Genomic DNA, 17,134 nt, shown 5'->3' with positions numbered 1-17,134 from the left:
CCTTTTGGTACTACCTGGAAATAGTGAGAGGTATTTTTATGGGAGAGAAAACGATGCTGACGCTATTTGCGGCTTTACATGAGGATAAGCAGCTCATAGCAGCGCAAGCCGCTTTTGGGGCGGTAGGTGCCCAGAGTGTAATTTACGGCGTGACCGGAGCGCAAAAAAGCGTACTTATGGCAGCGGCGTTTCAGGCTTCACCCCGGCCGACAATCATTATTACTGCCAGTCATGAAGCCGTAGAATTGCTGCGAACTGATTTTGCGGCACTCTTGCCTCAGGTGCCTGTATTAGAATTGCCGGCGATTGATATTGTTACTTTTGCGGCGGCTGCCAAGAGCGTTGAACTGGCGGCAAGGCGTATGGATGTTTTAAGCCGGATGGCACGGGGCGAAAAAATTATTGTTCTGGCAACCGCAGAAGCAGCAATGCAGAGAGTACTGCCTAAGCAAGAGTTTTTGAACAGCCGTATTACGATTAACAGCGGCGGTGTGATCAGCCGTGAGGAACTTATCGGTTCTCTGGTTGAGTTCGGCTATGAGCGGGTTGACCAGGTGGACAGCGCGGGACAGTTTAGTGTCCGTGGCGGTATTATTGATATTTTTGCTGTTAACCGGAGCCTGCCGCTCCGGTTAGAGCTGTTTGGTGACGAGGTTGATTCCCTGCGTGAATTTGATCCGGCCAGCCAGCGTTCGGTAACAGACCTGGTGTTAGCTGATATTATGCCATTGACTGAACCTGAACATAGCGGCAAACCAGCGGTGTTTGTGTCCTATCTACCACACGGTTCCTGCCTTGTACTGGACGAACCGGCACGAATCAGAGAGCAGATGACTAAGATTGTCAAAGAAAACCCGGATATAAAACGCCGGGTTTTTGGCTGGACTGAGCTGACGGCTGCCTGCCAGGCGTATAATGTAGTTTATCTGTCCCTGCTGCTGCAGAAAATACCGGGAACCCAGCCAACGGAAATTATCAGTATTACGGCCAAAGGCATTGCGCCGTTCCACCGCCAGATTGACATGTTGATTACTGAAATTAAAAACTGGCAGGACAAAAAACACAATATTGTATTATTTATGCCTAGCCGGGATAAGGCGGCAAATATTCAGCAAAATCTGGCTGAAGAAGGGATAACCGCTGTGATGGCCCAGGAAGGGCATATGCCGCTTATCCCTGGTGCGGTTGTTGTGTCGACAGGCGCATTGTCAGGTGGGTTTGAATTACCGCAGGCTAAGCTGGTTGTTCTGACAGAATTGGACATATTTGGGCGACAAAAGAAAAAACGTCGGCCTCGCGTTGGCAAAGACCAACAGATTACATACTTTCGCGATATTAATCTTGGCGACTATGTTGTTCATGTCAATCATGGTATCGGCAAATATGTTGGAGTCGAAACACTGGAAGTAGGCGGTGTTCATAAAGACTACCTGCATATTCGCTACGCCGGTGACGACAAGCTATATGTGCCAACAGATCAGGTAGGGCTTTTACAGAAATATATCGGTGCCGAGGGCGAAGTGCCGCGTCTCAGCAAAATGGGTGGCAGCGACTGGCTCAAAGTGAAAACTAAGGCTAAGGCTGCTGTGGCTGACATGGCGAAAGAGTTGATCGAACTCTATGCCCAGCGCCAGTTGCAGGTAGGGCATGCTTTTGGTCCTGACACCCCTTGGCAGCGTGAGTTCGAAGACGCATTTCCTTATGAGGAAACGCCAGACCAGCTGCAGGCCATTACTGAAGTCACACATGATATGGAACAGCCGCGCCCCATGGACCGGCTGCTATGTGGTGATGTGGGCTTTGGTAAGACCGAGGTGGCCATTCGCGCTGCTTTTAAAGCCGTCATGGGTGGTAAACAGGTGGCTGTACTGGTACCTACCACTGTTCTCGCGCAGCAGCACTATCAAACCTTTAGTTCGCGGTTCGCCGGTTTCGGTACGGTAGTTGACGTGGTCAGCCGGTTCCGGAGCGCCAGAGAGCAAAAGGCGACATTACAAAAACTAGCTCTTGGGCAAGTGGATGTGCTTATCGGCACCCACCGCATTTTGCAATCAGATGTAGAATTTAAAGATCTTGGACTTCTGATCGTTGACGAAGAGCAGCGGTTTGGCGTAGCCCAAAAGGAAAAGATGAAAAGACTCAGGGCTAACCTTGATGTGCTTACCCTAAGTGCCACCCCGATACCGCGTACCTTGCATATGTCATTGGTCGGAGCGCGCGATATGAGTATTATCGAGACGCCGCCTGAAGACCGGTTTCCGGTGCAGAGCTATGTTGTGGAATATAACGAAGAAATTATCCGTGAGGCAATTGTTCGTGAGTTGAAGCGCGGCGGCCAGGTGTATTTTGTTTATAACCGGGTACAGACTATTGATAAGGTCCGCCAGCGCCTAACCGAGATTTTGCCTGATGCCACTATAAAAACAGGCCACGGCCAGATGCCGGAGGAACTGTTAGAGCAAGTAATGCTGGACTTTTATGAAAACCGTGACGATGTGCTTATTTGCACAAGCATTATTGAAAACGGCCTGGATGTACCTAATGCCAATACCATTATCGTATATGATGCCGACCATTTTGGTCTGTCTCAATTGTATCAGATGCGAGGGCGGGTTGGCCGTTCTCATCGCATGGCCTATGCATACTTTACCTACCGGCGGGACAAAGTGCTTACCGAAGTGGCTGAAAAGCGGCTCCAGGCCATCAAAGAATTTGCCGAGCTTGGTTCAGGTTTCAAAATTGCCATGCGTGATCTTGAGATCAGAGGTGCCGGTAACCTTTTAGGCAGAGAACAACACGGGCATATTGTCAGTGTCGGGTTTGAAATGTACTGCCGCCTGTTAGATGAAGCAGTAGAAGAACTAAAAACAGGAAAAACGAGTTTACCGCTGCCCGAGCCAACGATCGAACTCAATATTGATGCCTATCTTACCGGCGACTATATCAGCGACGCCATGCATAAGATTGAGATATACCAGCGGATCGCTGCTGTGCGCCAAGAAGCGCATTTAACTGAACTGATTGATGAACTCATTGATCGCTTTGGTGAGCCGCCGTTGCCGGTAACCAACCTCCTGGGTGTTGCCAGAATCAAAAATATGGCACGCCGTATTGGCGTCCGCTCGATTGCCGAGCGGGGCGGACGGGTGGAAGTTATTTTTGGTGATACGCCTAATGTGGCCGACGGTGGTTTAATGAACGCTAAAAATCTTTTTCCCGGTAAACTTTCCTTTATTCCCGGACCGCCTGAGACGATGCGACTGACGACTTTACGGCTTACTATGCCGCTTATAGAGGCATTAACCAAGTTGTTTTTGGTATTAACAGGTGCAGAAAAAATGTCAACTTAAACCCTTGTAGCTCAAGCCAGAAAAATGAATAAAACGAACTTGCTGGATATATACTACTATCAATGAATGATTAGGATATTGATAAGTAATACCTGATGTATTCTGTGCAAGTTTGTTATCGATTGGCCCATTCATTTGTTTCAATCAATTAAGTTTGGCTAAAGCTGTAGAAAGGGGGATACTGGTGAAGGCAACCGGAATTGTACGTAGAATTGATGATTTAGGCCGAGTTGTAATACCAAAAGAAATTAGACGAACTCTCAGAATCCGTGAAGGGGACCCGCTGGAGATATATGTCGATCGTGAAGGTGAGGTAATACTCAAAAAATATTCTCCGGTAGGCGAACTAGGGGACTTTGCTAAAGAATATGCCGACTCGCTATTTGAAGCCATTGGTCATATTATCCTGATTGCTGACCGCGACAACGTAGTAGCTGTCGCCGGCGCCTCCAAAAAGGAGTTCTTGAGCAAACCCCTCGGTCCAGCTGTCGAAAAAGTAATGGAGGAGCGCAAAACCGCTCTAATCAGCAATCCAGGCGAATACAAACACTGTAAAGGTTGTGCCTCTCAATGCGAGGACGACGAGACCTGCAAATTCACTTCTGAAGTTATTTCTCCTATTATCGTTGAAGGTGACGCAATCGGCGCTGTTATTATCTGCTCCAAAGAGCCTGGTGTTCAAATGGCTGATATGGAGGTCAAACTAGCCGAAACAGCAGCAGGATTCTTGGCAAAACAAATGGCTCAATAACAATACACACAGCATATTAAATGGCAAGTAGCGGACACTAACAATTACTGTTAAGTTCGCTACTTTTATATTACTTTTATATCAAGGATGTATTCAGGAATTGCCAAATCCTGACGCAAAATTTATAATGCAGAATATAAAGCCGCAATTATAAGCGATTTAATTTTTACGCGACGCATATAGTGTTTTATTGCCAATAAGATTTTGCTATAATAGTAAAAGTGGCTAAAACAGGCCAAATTTTGGAGAGGAATGACTCGTTTGAGTAAAGATACATTTTTAAAAGGCGCACTTATTCTGACAGTGGCCGGTATTGTTGTTAAAATTATCGGATCAGTTAACCGGATTCTGTTATCCCGCCTCTTGGGTGGCGAAGGGGTAGGCCTGTACCAGATGGCTTATCCGATTTATCTACTGGCGCTCAGCGTTTCATCAGCTGGCATTCCAGTGGCCATTTCAATTATTGTGGCCGAAAAAATTGCCCGTAATGACTACCGCGGGGCTAATCATGTATTTCGTATTTCTTTAGGAGTACTGGCCGCTACAGGGCTGTTATTTACTTTCCTGTTGTACTACGGCGCTGGCTGGCTGATTGAACACAACTTTGTCCGCGATCACCGAGCGTACTATGCCATCGCCGCTTTAGCTCCGGCTATCTTTTTTGTTACCGTATTGTCTAGTTACCGTGGGTACTTCCAGGGACTGCAGATGATGACGCCGACGGCTGTCTCACAGATATTTGAACAGCTGCTTCGCGTGATAACTATGATTGCCTTTGCCTATATCCTGCTGCCGCGGGGCCTCGAATTTGCGGCTGCCGGGGCCAGTTTTGGTGCAGGTCCTGGCGCTGCTGCCGGACTTTTGGTACTCTTGTACTTTTACTGGCGGCACAAACCGGGATTTAAGCACCAGATGGAAACCCAGCCGCAAATCACCCAGGAATCCAGCCTTAGCATTGTCGGTCGGATTGTAAAATTGGCGCTGCCTGTATCGCTGGCTAATATCATGCTGCCTGTGGTATCCAATATTGATCTCTTGATTGTGCCGGCCCGGTTGGAAGTGGCGGGCCATACGGTAGAGCAGGCCACCGAACTGTTCGGGTATCTCACCGGTATGGCTGTGCCGCTTGTTAACCTGGCAACCATACTGACGGCTTCGTTAGCTGCCAGTCTGGTGCCTGCTGTGTCGGAAGCGTACACTCTCGGCAACAAGCAACGGATTTACCAACGTACTGCGACTGCTATGCGCATTTCCAACCTGATTACAATCCCCAGCTTTGTTGGTATGTCGCTCTTGGCTACCCCGATCTCACTAATGTTGTACGGCACACCTAACGCCGGCGTATCTATCGCTATCCTGGCGGTAGGCATCTTTCTCCTAGGCATACACCAGGTAACAACCGGCGTATTGCAAGGCTTGGGACATACCGCAATCCCGGTTGTCAACATGGCCATTTCGGCTGTTGTTAAAATTATTATGAGCTGGGTGCTGACGGCGATACCCTCCCTGGGTATCATGGGAGCTGCGTGGGCCACTGTCGCCGACTTCGGCGTGGCTGCGCTTTTAAATATGTTTTTCGTATACCGGTATGTCGGTTTTAGCCTTGATATTAAAGATACCTTTAAAGCTGTTCTGGCATCTGGCGTGATGGGTGTTGTTGTGCTGCTGGCCTATGATGCTATTATGAGTCAGACACTCCATAATACGATGGCAACTTTGGGGTCCATTACCGCCGGGGGTATTGTATTTGGTATTGTTTTGCTGCTTGTGGGTGGTGTTGAGGCTCGTGATATTGAGCAATTACCCCGCGTAGGAGGAAAAATTGCTGCTATTTTGACTACATTGCGACTGTTGAGGCGATAATATGGGAATTACTATTACTGGGCTTGGACCTGGAAGCTTTAAGCATATAACTTTGGAGACTTGGGAGCTGCTGTCTGGTACAGGTACCCTTATTTTGCGTACGGCCAAACATCCCTGCGTGGATGCCCTGAAGGAACGCGGGGTTGCCTTTACCAGCTTTGATCAACTGTATGAGCAGACGGACAACTTTGCCGATCTTTATCAGGAAATAGCCACTGAAGTCATCCGGCGGGCAGGGCAAGGGGAAGACATCGTTTATGCCGTGCCTGGTAGCCCGCTGGTAGCAGAAAAAACTGTCGAGCTTATTACTGCTCAGGCTAAAGATGCAGGAGTAAATCTTACGATTATTCCGGCGATGAGTTTCCTGGAAGTGCTGTACACAAGGCTTGGTGTTGACCCCATTACCGGCCTTACAATTATTGATGCTGCAGATTTGGCTACATTGCCACCTGATCTTGTTACCGGTCTCATTGTTACCCAGGTATATAGCCGCCAGGTGGCGTCTGACACCAAATTGGCGCTTATGGACTATTATGGCGACGAATATCAGGTTACAGTGGTTCGCAATCTGGGTCTGCCTGATGAGCAAATACATAAGATTATGTTATTTGAGCTTGACAGATTGCCTGAAATTGATCATCTTACCAGCGTATACGTACCACCGCGCCCGGCGCGAAGCAAGATTTTTTCCCTTGATCCGGTTGTTGATGTGATGGCTCGTCTGAGATCACCTGGCGGCTGTGTCTGGGATATCGAACAGACTCATCTCAGCCTGCGCCGCTACATTGTTGAAGAAGTGTATGAGGTGCTTGAGGCCATTGAATTGGCTGATGGTGTCAAATTATGCGAAGAGCTTGGGGATTTATTGCTCCAAATCGTTTTTCATGCCCGCGTTGCCGAAGAGAGCGGCGGTTTTACCATGCAGGATGTTGTTGATAATGTTACCGAGAAGATGGTACGCCGCCATCCTCATGTATTTGGCGCCATAACAGTGCGTGATGCGGCTGAGGTTGTCGTCAACTGGGAACAAATTAAAAAACGGGAAAAGGCAGGTGAGCGGACAGGGGTCCTTGATGGTATTCCGGTAGGGCTACCAAGTTTAATGACCGCCTACAAGCTGCAGGCTAAAGCTGCCAAAGTGGGCTTTGATTGGTCTGAGATTGGCCCGGTATGGGACAAGGTTGCCGAAGAGCTTGCTGAACTCAGGGAAGCAGCCGCTGGGCCAGAAGTCGAACGCCGCCAGAAAACCGAAGATGAACTGGGGGACGTACTATTTGCTGTAGTAAATCTGGCTCGGTTTATGGGGATTGATCCCGAGACAGCCCTTAACCGTACCAACAACAAATTTAGGCGGCGATTCAACTACATCGAGACTAGCCTCAAAGAACAAAAGTGTGCCTGGGAGGACATGGATTTAGCCGGTCTTGATGCTTTATGGGATGAAGCCAAGTCAAAAGAAGCCAAGTCATGAGTTTTTTTACCATTTTTTTTTATATCAGCAGGAATAAAAAGTTGCGTAGCGAATAAAGCTAATCGTAATCGATTTACGTTAGGGGGAGCAAGATTGTGAATAAAACTGATCTAGTCAAAGCCGTGGCTCAAAAGGCTGATATGACTCAAAAAGATGCCGAGAAGGCAATCAATGCAGTATTTGCCTCTATTGAAGAAGCTTTAGCCAACGATGATAAAGTACAAATAATCGGATTTGGTACTTTTGAAGTAAAAACCCGTGAAGAGCGCAAAGGGCGCAATCCTCAAACAGGCAACGAAATTACCATACCAGCTTCTAAAAATCCAGTATTTAAGGCCGGCAAAGGCTTGAAAGACACCGTAAACGCTTAATTGTATATTGGACAAGCTACCACCAAACCAGGTTAAAAACCTGGTTTTTGTTTAAAAGAAACCCCTTAGCTCCTAACTCCACCGTGTGGAGTAGCCGGGCGTGGCGAGCTCACATTTTCTAAGGGAATGAATGAGGAGAGAATTATTATGGCAGGCAAGATTTTAATCGTAGATGATGAACTGAATATTCGCGAACTCATAAAGTTTAATTTAGAGAAGGCGGGTTACAAGGTTCTTGAGGCAGATGACGGCCAGGTAGCGGTAAATATAGCCAAAACCAACCGGCCTGATCTTGTCGTCCTCGATCTTATGCTTCCAGGTATTGATGGCCTTGAAGTATGCCGGATGATAAAAAACTCCCGTGAAACGGCCGCCATTCCGATTATTATGCTGACTGCCAAAAATGAAGAAATTGACAAAGTGATTGGTCTTGAGCTAGGGGCAGATGATTATCTGACCAAGCCATTTAGTCCACGAGAACTCTTAGCAAGGATTAAGGCAGTGCTTAGACGCAGTCAGAAAGACAGTTCAGCTAGTGGAGCATTAACAGTAGGTAAGCTTACACTTAACTTTAACCGTTACGAAGCGTTTATAGGTTCGGTAAAATTGGAACTAACGCCTAAAGAGTATGAAATGCTCAAGTTATTTGTCACCAATACCGGCAAGGTGTTTACCCGTGAACAACTGCTTGAGAAAGTATGGGGTTACGAATATTTTGGTGATACCAGGACAGTTGATGTGCATGTACGTCATTTGCGGGTAAAATTATCGCAAGACAATGACATTGCTGAAGCTATTGAAACAGTACGCGGCGTTGGATACCGGTTTCGCGATTCAGAATAAAATACAGAGAGACTTAGCTTCAGGTGGGGTTTTAGCCCCATCTGAAGTTTAGTCGAACTTATCCAGCGACTTGGTCATCGGATAAAGGGTAACGCGAGATTGTTTCGCTATACTTGTAAAGACTACGAGGATAATCGGGTCATTGTAAGTATACCGAGACAATCTTTTTATGTTTTAGTGCTGAAGTTTTAAAACTTAACAAGATATTAACAAACACACTGCTGTTTTTATGATATATTGCATAAGAGAAACTACAGGAGGCATAGACTAACTTATGAATGTTAAAGTTCAAGTAAATAAACTTAAGCTATATTATGGAGATGTCCTAGCCCTAAAAAAAATCTCTATTGAAATTATAGAAAACAGCGTCTTAGCCCTAATCGGCCCATCAGGCTGTGGTAAGTCTACTTTTTTAAAAACACTAAACCGCATGAATGACTTAATTGACAGTGTGAAAATCGAGGGCGAAGTTTTGCTTGACGGCGAAAACATATACCATCCTAACATTGATACAGTGATGTTGAGAAAACGGGTCGGTATGGTTTTTCAGCGGCCTAATCCATTTCCGATGTCTATTTATGATAATATTGCCTATGGTCCGCGCATTCACGGACAGTCTAAGAAAGCCGTACTTGATGAGATTGTGGAAAAAAGTCTTACCGGTTCAGCTCTTTGGGATGAAGTAAAAGACCGTTTGCGCTCATCGGCTATGGGCTTATCAGGCGGCCAGCAGCAGCGGCTGTGTATTGCCAGGCTGCTGGCAGTAGAGCCTGAAGTTCTCTTGATGGATGAGCCTTGTTCAGCACTTGACCCGATATCCACAATGAAGATTGAAGAATTGGTAACAGAGCTTAAATCAAGTTATACTATTGTCATGGTTACTCATAATATGCAACAGGCAGCCCGGGTATCGGATTATACCGGTTTTTTCCTAAGTGGCGATCTAGTAGAACATGATAAGACTGATACTATCTTTACCCGCCCGCAAGATAAACGCACCGAAGATTACATTACTGGGCGCTTCGGTTAAAGGAGGAAAACGCAAGATGACAATAAGGCATAACTATGATCAGGAATTAGAACACCTGCGCCAAAACTTGTTGGGCATGGGCAAGGCAGTAGGGAATGCTATTGATGATGCTGTGGCCTCACTGGCCAGGCAAGACATAGAGTTGGCCCGTAAGGTTATGGATTTTGACGACCAAATTGACCAAATGGAAGTAGAAATTGAAGATAAGTGTATGGTTCTAATCGCCAGACAGCAACCCATGGCCCGCGATCTCCGGGTTATTGGCACAGGCCTTAAAATTACTACTGATTTAGAGCGAATGGGAGACCACGCCTATGATATTGCCAAAATTACGTTAGGTTTGGCCAACCAGCCGCTGATTAAACCGCTTGTCGATATTCCCCGTATGGCGCAAATGTCACAGAAGATGCTCAAAGACGCGCTGGATGCCTATACTACGCTTGATATTGCTCTTGCTGAGCAGGTGTGCTTAGGCGATGACGAGGTCGATGACCTCTACTATCAGGTGTTTCGAGAATTGCTGACATACATGATGGAAGATCCAACAACCATTACCCAGGCTACCCAGCTTATCTTTGTTGCCCGCTATCTGGAGCGTATTGCCGATCATGCCACTAATATTGCCGAGTGGACGATCTATTTGGTAACAGGTCAAAGGCTGAGAAAGAAATAAAAGAATAGTGGCGGAATGTAAATAGCAACCTACTCATTTAGAGCAGGTTGCTATTCTTTTGGCGCTATGGACGGTTTTCGTAAGCAGGCAGCGTAATTGTGAACGTTGTCCCCACATCAACCATGCTTTCGACTTCTATGCGGCCGCCCAACATTTCCACAATAAATTTGGCAATGGCCAGGCCGAGGCCGGTGCCGCCGGCTGTGCGGGCACGTGCCCGGTCAACCCGGTAAAATCGGTCAAAGATCAGCGGCAAATCTTTGGCCGGGATACCGATGCCGGAATCTTTGACTCTAATCTTTAATTCATGCTCTTCCTGCCAGCAGGCTAATAGTATTTTACCCCCTGCTGGGGTATACTTGATACTGTTTTCCAATAGGTTTACAATCACTTGTTTGAGCCAGTCAGGATGGGCGAGGGCGGTAAGCGGTTCCGGGCCGCTCTCTAAGGTAAGAGTATGATTTTTTTGCTGCCAACGGGGCGCCAGATCTTGTTTGGCTGCTTCTAATACCGGGCCGACAGTAACGGCCTCCAGTCTGACTTGCTCGCGATATTCCTGGGCACTGAGCCGGGCCAGTCTGAGTAAATCCTGTACCAGCCTATGCATGCGGTCGGCTTCGTCGTAGATAATGCGGATAAATTTTTCGCTCAGCTCAGGCTGTATGAGCGCTCCGTCCAAAAGTGTCTCGGCAAACCCCTTGATAGCTGTTAGCGGGGTAGCCAGCTCATGAGACGCATTTGTCACAAAGTCGGCTTGCCGGTCCTGCATTTCCTGTAGGGTTGTTATATCATGAAATACGCCTAATATGCCTGTGCTATCATTTTCGCTGACTGTAAAGGGGGCTAGGAATACTTGAAATACCCGTTTTTTTCCGTGAATATTGGTTTTAACATCAATAATCTTGTTCTTCTTTAGGAGGATTGTTTCTTGCACTGCCTGATCTAAAAGACTATTACCAATGACCTGAATATTGTGCTGCCCCAGCATTTGGCTGGTTATGCCAAAGATGGCCAGCGCCATTTTGTTGGCGGTGGTGACTCTCCCAAAGCGATCCAGGAGAATAACAGCATCGCCCATATTCTGCAGAATAAGCTCAAGCTTGTGGTGTTCGGCTATGGCATCATTGACTTTGTCTTCCAAACTGGAGGTTAGATTGTTAATAGAATGGGCTAGGATTTCCAGTTCATCACCTGTTTTGATAAATACCCGCTTAGTTAGTTGGCCTTTGGCGATATCGTCAGTAGTATTTATAATGTTTTCAAGTGGACGGGTATATTTATAGGCAAGAGCCAGACTGAAAGCGATAGCCACAAGTGAGGTCAGCAGGCTGGCTGCTAACAGGGCTGATAATATCTTTTTGTAGCCTGCCTCTACATGGTCAAGTGGCATTGCTACACGTACCACCCCGGTTATTTCATTATGGTCAAAAATTGGAGTGGATACATATAATAGTGACTTATCTTGGGTTGTGCTTGTCCGTACGCTATAGCCGTTTTTACCTGCAAGCGCATCCGCTATCTCTGGGCGGTTACTATGGTTTTCCATGAGTGACGGGTTTTGCTGGGAGTCGGCAATGACAGCGCCGGTAGTGTCAATCACAGTAACCCTTAAGTCAATACGCGAGCTAAGTTCTTTGACTTTTTCGTCGATCTGAGCCTTCTGGATGGGGCCGGACATGTCCCGGTAAATGAGTTCTTCAATAATCTTACCCTGGCTAAGCATAGCGGTATTGAGGCTGGCAATATTGTGCTGGTAAAAGAACCACAGTATATAGCTGCCAAGCGCTGTCAGTGTAAAGAGAATGAGAGCTAAGAAGGATACAACCAGCCGGTTGCGGAGGTTGCGAGCAAACATTTGTATCATACCTCCCAAGACTAATTTGTTGGTACTATTACAAATAATACCGTAAATTATGTATAACGGCTACCTGTCTTTTCTTAACATTTCCTTAACATTCCCTTAACACAACAAGTGGTTAAATGATTTACAATAAAAACATAAGAAGCGTACAAACTGCGAGGAGGTCAATAACAAATATGAAACTTTCCAGAAAAATGTTAGCAGGCGCACTGGCGATGATGCTGGGCGTTAGCTTAGTAGCTGGCTGTGGTGGCCAAAAAGAAGCTCCCAAAGACGCACCGAAAGCGCAGGCTGAATTATCAGGTACTGTTACTGCGTCCGGCTCGACGGCTCTCCTGCCTTTCTTAAAACCGGCACAGGAAGAATTCCAGAAGAAAAATGCTAAAGTCACAGTAAATATTGCCGGCGGCGGCTCCTTTACCGGGCAAAACCAAGTGGCTGCAGGTTCGGTTAATATCGGCAATTCAGATGTTCCCTTGCAAGATAACCTGAAGGACAAAGGACTTGTTGAAACCAAGCTTGTAGGCATTCCCTTCGTATTCATTGCCAATACTGATGTTGCTGTTGACAATCTGACCCAGCAGCAATATGTAGATATCTTCACAGGCAAAGTGACCAACTGGAAAGAGGTAGGCGGTAAGGATCAGAAGATTACGATCATTCATCGTGCCAAATCCTCTGGATCCCGTGGTGCTATCGCTGATGTTGTGCTTAAGGGCGCAGCCTTCACCGATAATGCTGTTATCCAGGACTCTAACGGCGCCGTTAGAGCAGCTATCGCCAGTACTCCAGGCGCTATCGGCTATGTTGATGCCGCTTATGCCGATCAATCGGTAAAGACTCTTGCCTATAACGGTGTTAAATACAGCATCAATGAGGTAGTGAGCGGTAAATACCCTGTCTTCACCTATGGCCGCATGTATACCAAAGGCGAACCGACCGGCGCAGTGAAGGGCTTCATTGAGTACGCAACAAGCAAAGAGTTCCAGGAAGCGTATGCAGAGAAAAACGGATTTGTACCTATCAATAAAATGAAACAGTAGTTATTTGTCAAAAGCCCTGGGCCCAAAAATGGCTCAGGGCTTTTTAATCCTGATAGAAAGTATAACTTTCTCCTGGATAAGGGAAACATCGGCTTCCGCTGTCGCCAAAGGCTCGGCGTAAGCCGTGTTTTCTTTATATTTAACACAATCTTAACATTGGATTAACAAAGCCCGCCATACTAATAGCGTATAATTAAAGCGAACTACTCTTTAGACAGGATGTGACTGTTTATGGCAATTACCGCCGACAACCGGGAGCACCGGCTGAAACTGGCGTATGACAGGTATGTGCGCTATTTATTTATTGCAAGCGCTTTTCTGATGACGATAATTATCTTATCAATCATTGTATTTGTCGGTCAGCAAGGGCTAATGACCTTTAAAGAAGTCAGCCCCCTCGAATTTTTCTTATCGTCTAAATGGGACCCCACAGAAGATAGTTTTGGCGCCCTAAGCTTTGTTATGGGCTCACTTTACGTCACAGTGCTGGCTGTTCTGTTTGGTGCGCCGCTGGGTCTGGCCGGGGCGATTTTCATGGCCAAGATTGCGCCAGAGTGGCTGAGGGAGATTATGCGTCCGGCTACTGATCTATATGTTGCCATCCCATCAGTGGTCTACGGCTATGTCGGGCTGACTGTTCTGGTTCCGTTTATTCGCGAGTTTTTTCATGTGAGCACTGGTTTTGGATTGCTTGCGGCTGCTATGATTCTATCTATTATGATACTGCCCACAATTATTAGCATCTCGGAAGATGCTATCCGGGCTGTGCCGAAAACCTTGGAAGAGGCTTCGTTGGCGCTTGGTGCTACCCGTTGGCAGACAATCGCCAAGGTGTTATTGCCTTCGGCGCTGCCGGGCATTTTAACTGCCATTATTTTAGCAATGGCCAGAGCCATCGGTGAGACCATGGCAGTACAAATGGTAATTGGCAATACACCGCAAATGGTAAAATCACTTTTTATGCCAACCTCGACTCTTCCTAGTGAAATTGTTGTTGAGATGGGGAATACGCCGTTTGGTTCGGCCTGGGGTAACTCACTGTTCTTAATGGCGTTGGTGCTGTTACTACTATCGCTTGTCATGATTTTAGTCATCAGACAGATTGCGGCAAGGAGGATGGCCTAATGTCGGCTCGAAGTCAGGATAAAATAGCCACAGCTGTTATGTGGCTGGCTGGAATGGTTATTTTAGCGATACTTGCGACTTTTCTAGGGTATATGCTGTATAAAGGGGTGCCTGTTTTAAGCTGGAACTTTATCACAGGTATGTCAAGCGACATCCACGCCGGGGGCGGTGTTGGACCGCAGCTATTTAACTCTTTCTATATCCTGGGGTTATCTATGCTCTTTTCTATTCCAGTGGCTATTGGTGCGGGTATTTATTTGGCGGAGTATGCCGGCAACGACCGGTTAACGGATATGATCCGGTTAAGTACTGAGAGTCTGGCAACCGTTCCGTCTATTGTACTGGGCTTGTTCGGAATGATTATTTTTGTCAATATGCTTGGTATGGGATTTAGCATCATTGGGGGTTCCCTTACCCTGCTGCTCCTAAACCTGCCGGTGCTTGTCCGGGTCACTGAAGAATCAATCCGTACTGTACCTGCCCATTACCGGGAGGCAAGTCTGGCGCTAGGGGCTACAAAATGGCAGACAATCTGGCGGGTGGTACTGCCGAATGCGCTGCCTGGAATTATTACAGGTATCACGCTGACAGCTGGCCGAGCGTTGGGTGAAACCGCCATCTTGATATTTACCGCCGGCACTACTGTATCCCGAACGGTGCCTGACTTTGATGTTATGGCCGCAGGAGAAACGCTGGCTGTGCATATGTGGTATGTTATGGCCGTCGGCCTAGTGCCTGACCGGGTAGCTGTCGCTGACGGAACCGGTGCACTCTTACTCATTACAATACTCATATTTAACCTGATGTTTACGCTGCCAAGTAAATATATTCAACGCAAAATGGCTGGTGGCGGTCATTAAGAGAGAAGTCCTGAGACAGTTATATCTCAGGACTTCTCTTTTTTGCAGAGCCTTCGTCGTTAGGCTTTAGTTTTTTTAGTTTTGAGGCTGCTTTTTTTACCTTGGTCCACACTTTGTCCCAATTGTTGATGGCTGCTGATGATTTGGCCAACTGCCAGCCAGTGATAAGGCCGGCATCGCGATGGGTAAGGCGGCTGGCTGAAGCCTTGACTAGCTCATGTAAGAGTGGCGGTGTATAGGAAACATCCTGAATGTTGCCTAATAAATCCTGAAGTTTTTCCAGCCGTTTGCTGAGTAACCGGGTATTGCCCGGCAGGACGGGTGACAAAGACTCCAATGTGTACCTAAGACGTTTGCCGGAAGTTCGGAGTTTCTGGACGGCGTTCAAGTCGGCAAGGTCAAGTTCATCACCTAGTTTCAAAAACTGCTGCAGCCAGTAGGTTAAGCGTTCCAGGGAAAATTCTTTAAACGTCGGCGACGGGTCTTCGATAGCTTTGTCTGTCGAGCTCTCGATAAAGGACCATAATCCCAAGAGTACCGGGGTAATTTGACCGGCAGCCACAGCCGTATAGAGGCTGTCTCTTACGTTTTGGCGTTTGTTGGCAATTAACGCTGCCAAAGCTGGTTTGTTTGAACTATGGGGGAGGATTTTTGCCATATAATCGGCCAATTCATCCCAGGCCGCACTGAATACATCAAGATCGCGGACATCGCCAAGTCTGTTGCCCCAGATACTAAGCTTAGACTGCCACTGAGTAGACTCTTCAACACTCAGCAGGGGTTTGGAGAAATGTAGTAGTGCGCGCAGCTTGCGCAGCGCTATCCGGAAGTCGTGCAGTGCTTCTGGATCGGCAGGATTGGATAAATAGTTCTGCTGAGCCGCGACTGTCTCGTGAATAGTAAAAATGATAATCTCGCTAAGTACCTGGTGTGCAGGCAGAGCAGCACTGTTTTTTTTCAGCGGAGAAGGCTGCGGGGTGTCCCGACCAAGCTCGTTAGCTAAGCCGGCTAATAGGGTTGCCCGGTATAGTTTGCTGTCCTGTTCAGGCAGAAGTGGAAACTCCTCGGACAAAGCTGCCCCCAGCCAAATTAAAGCCTTAGAGTGGCCTGCTTTTAATTCAAGCTCAAGCTCCAGAATCTTCTGCTGCTTATCGCCAGCTAAAATCTCGCCATGATCAAGCGCCAGTTCGATGCTGCTGCCGTCAGGGGTAATGATATCTAGCAGGTGACGCTCAAAGTGGGTGCTAAATATTGGTTCTAAGGGCGTATCGCCGGCAGCTTCTGCCAGGCGATCGCCGATATCTGTAGTCAGGAATGGTTCAATACTGGGGAGTGGGCTGTCTGCCGGCATGTTGTACTCAGTCCGCTGGTGAAGTCCGCCATCGCTGGTGCCGTCAGCCTTGACAGTAGCGGTCCATTGACCATCAGCCAAGCGCAGCCGGTAAGACAGGCGCGATTTCAGTAAACGCTGATCGGCGGTATCGTAATAAGTGGTCTCAAGTGTCTGTGCAGATGGTGGCTGAGTAGAGAGTTCTCTCAATAAGGGCGTAGTTAATAAACGATCAAGGCAAGCAGGGTCAGCCAATCGTAATTTAAGTTCCGCTTCAGTATTTGACACAGGCAAGCACCTCCTTAAGTATGTGATGTCCAAATTGGAATATTTTTATATGTATTCGCCTTTTGCATAGGAATGCCCTTGTGATGTAGATGTTTTTTTGGCACGCCCAGAGTATAAGGGCAGAAGAAATTTTCTGACTCAAGAGAACAGCCATGGCAATACTGGCCACAGCAGAACCAATGAAAACAAAGATAATTGTGATATACTCAAATAAGCAGGAAAAGATCGAGGGACGGTTTGGAGATAACTCCGCTTGTTAGAACATGATCAGATTG

Annotated in this window: 13 protein-coding genes; 11 read left to right on the top strand and 2 right to left on the bottom strand. The window is 47.1% G+C overall.

The genetic code is table 11. The features are described 5' to 3' along the window. Positions 1–53 precede the first annotated feature (53 nt). From mfd to phoU, 8 genes are all read left to right on the top strand, one after another. Positions 54–3,350, top strand: a complete 3,297-nt coding sequence (gene mfd / locus VN447_RS11190) for a transcription-repair coupling factor (RefSeq protein ID WP_414714903.1) — start codon at positions 54–56, stop codon at positions 3,348–3,350. A 184-nt stretch (positions 3,351–3,534) separates the two neighbouring features. Next, positions 3,535–4,101 (top strand): stage V sporulation protein T, encoded by a 567-nt coding sequence (gene spoVT, locus VN447_RS11185; protein WP_325525439.1) that lies wholly within the window; start codon positions 3,535–3,537, stop codon positions 4,099–4,101. A 252-nt stretch (positions 4,102–4,353) separates the two neighbouring features. Continuing rightward, the gene (locus VN447_RS11180; protein ID WP_422663598.1) at positions 4,354–5,964 is read left to right on the top strand and encodes a putative polysaccharide biosynthesis protein; all 1,611 of its coding nucleotides are present in this window, start codon (positions 4,354–4,356) and stop codon (positions 5,962–5,964) included. A 1-nt stretch (position 5,965) separates the two neighbouring features. Further along, the gene (gene mazG / locus VN447_RS11175) at positions 5,966–7,435 is read left to right on the top strand and encodes a nucleoside triphosphate pyrophosphohydrolase (protein WP_325525437.1); all 1,470 of its coding nucleotides are present in this window, start codon (positions 5,966–5,968) and stop codon (positions 7,433–7,435) included. 95 nt (positions 7,436–7,530) lie between these two features. Next, entirely contained in the window at positions 7,531–7,806 is a 276-nt protein-coding gene (locus VN447_RS11170) for an HU family DNA-binding protein (RefSeq protein WP_325525436.1), read from the top strand. 144 nt (positions 7,807–7,950) lie between these two features. After that, a complete protein-coding gene (locus VN447_RS11165; RefSeq protein ID WP_349255162.1) occupies positions 7,951–8,649 on the top strand; it encodes a response regulator transcription factor in 699 nt (232 codons plus the stop codon). Positions 8,650–8,923: 274 nt separating this feature from the next. Beyond that, positions 8,924–9,679: a phosphate ABC transporter ATP-binding protein PstB gene (gene pstB / locus VN447_RS11160; RefSeq protein WP_325525434.1), complete on the top strand. Its 756-nt coding sequence runs from the start codon at positions 8,924–8,926 to the stop codon at positions 9,677–9,679. 16 nt (positions 9,680–9,695) lie between these two features. Further along, on the top strand, positions 9,696–10,352 hold the full coding sequence (gene phoU, locus VN447_RS11155) for a phosphate signaling complex protein PhoU (RefSeq protein WP_325525433.1): 657 nt from the start codon (positions 9,696–9,698) through the stop codon (positions 10,350–10,352). A gap of 64 nt (positions 10,353–10,416) precedes the next feature. On the opposite strand, the gene VN447_RS11150 is transcribed toward phoU, so the two are convergent. Then, the gene (locus VN447_RS11150) at positions 10,417–12,207 is read right to left on the bottom strand and encodes a sensor histidine kinase (RefSeq protein ID WP_325525432.1); all 1,791 of its coding nucleotides are present in this window, start codon (positions 12,205–12,207) and stop codon (positions 10,417–10,419) included. A gap of 182 nt (positions 12,208–12,389) precedes the next feature. Here VN447_RS11150 and VN447_RS11145 point away from each other — a divergent pair, with 182 nt between their 5' ends. The 3 genes from VN447_RS11145 (at position 12,390) to pstA (ending at position 15,241) form a co-directional block, all read left to right on the top strand. Then, entirely contained in the window at positions 12,390–13,256 is an 867-nt protein-coding gene (locus VN447_RS11145; protein WP_325525431.1) for a phosphate ABC transporter substrate-binding protein, read from the top strand. Positions 13,257–13,487: 231 nt separating this feature from the next. Then, positions 13,488–14,381: a phosphate ABC transporter permease subunit PstC gene (gene pstC / locus VN447_RS11140; protein ID WP_414714902.1), complete on the top strand. Its 894-nt coding sequence runs from the start codon at positions 13,488–13,490 to the stop codon at positions 14,379–14,381. After that, a complete protein-coding gene (pstA, locus tag VN447_RS11135) occupies positions 14,381–15,241 on the top strand; it encodes a phosphate ABC transporter permease PstA (RefSeq protein WP_325525430.1) in 861 nt (286 codons plus the stop codon). The genes pstC and pstA overlap by 1 nt, the downstream gene beginning before the upstream one ends. Before the next feature lie 19 nt (positions 15,242–15,260). On the opposite strand, the gene VN447_RS11130 is transcribed toward pstA, so the two are convergent. Beyond that, positions 15,261–16,859, bottom strand: a complete 1,599-nt coding sequence (locus VN447_RS11130) for a CYTH and CHAD domain-containing protein (protein ID WP_325525429.1) — start codon at positions 16,857–16,859, stop codon at positions 15,261–15,263. Positions 16,860–17,134: the final 275 nt, after the last annotated feature.

This window comes from Sporomusa sp. (assembly GCF_035561155.1).
In the GTDB taxonomy this organism is placed as follows: Bacteria; Bacillota; Negativicutes; order Sporomusales; family Sporomusaceae; genus Sporomusa.
This window is presented reverse-complemented; position numbering and strand designations above follow the sequence as displayed.

Coding starts and splice junctions, on each gene's coding strand:
- pstA (WP_325525430.1), top strand. CDS start 14,381: ATGTCGGCTCGAAGTCAGGATAAAATAGCCACAGCTGTTATGTGGCTG.
- mazG (WP_325525437.1), top strand. CDS start 5,966: ATGGGAATTACTATTACTGGGCTTGGACCTGGAAGCTTTAAGCATATA.
- mfd (WP_414714903.1), top strand. CDS start 54: ATGCTGACGCTATTTGCGGCTTTACATGAGGATAAGCAGCTCATAGCA.
- VN447_RS11150 (WP_325525432.1), bottom strand. CDS start 12,207: ATGTTTGCTCGCAACCTCCGCAACCGGCTGGTTGTATCCTTCTTAGCT.
- VN447_RS11180 (WP_422663598.1), top strand. CDS start 4,354: ATGACTCGTTTGAGTAAAGATACATTTTTAAAAGGCGCACTTATTCTG.
- VN447_RS11145 (WP_325525431.1), top strand. CDS start 12,390: ATGAAACTTTCCAGAAAAATGTTAGCAGGCGCACTGGCGATGATGCTG.
- pstB (WP_325525434.1), top strand. CDS start 8,924: ATGAATGTTAAAGTTCAAGTAAATAAACTTAAGCTATATTATGGAGAT.
- pstC (WP_414714902.1), top strand. CDS start 13,488: ATGGCAATTACCGCCGACAACCGGGAGCACCGGCTGAAACTGGCGTAT.
- phoU (WP_325525433.1), top strand. CDS start 9,696: ATGACAATAAGGCATAACTATGATCAGGAATTAGAACACCTGCGCCAA.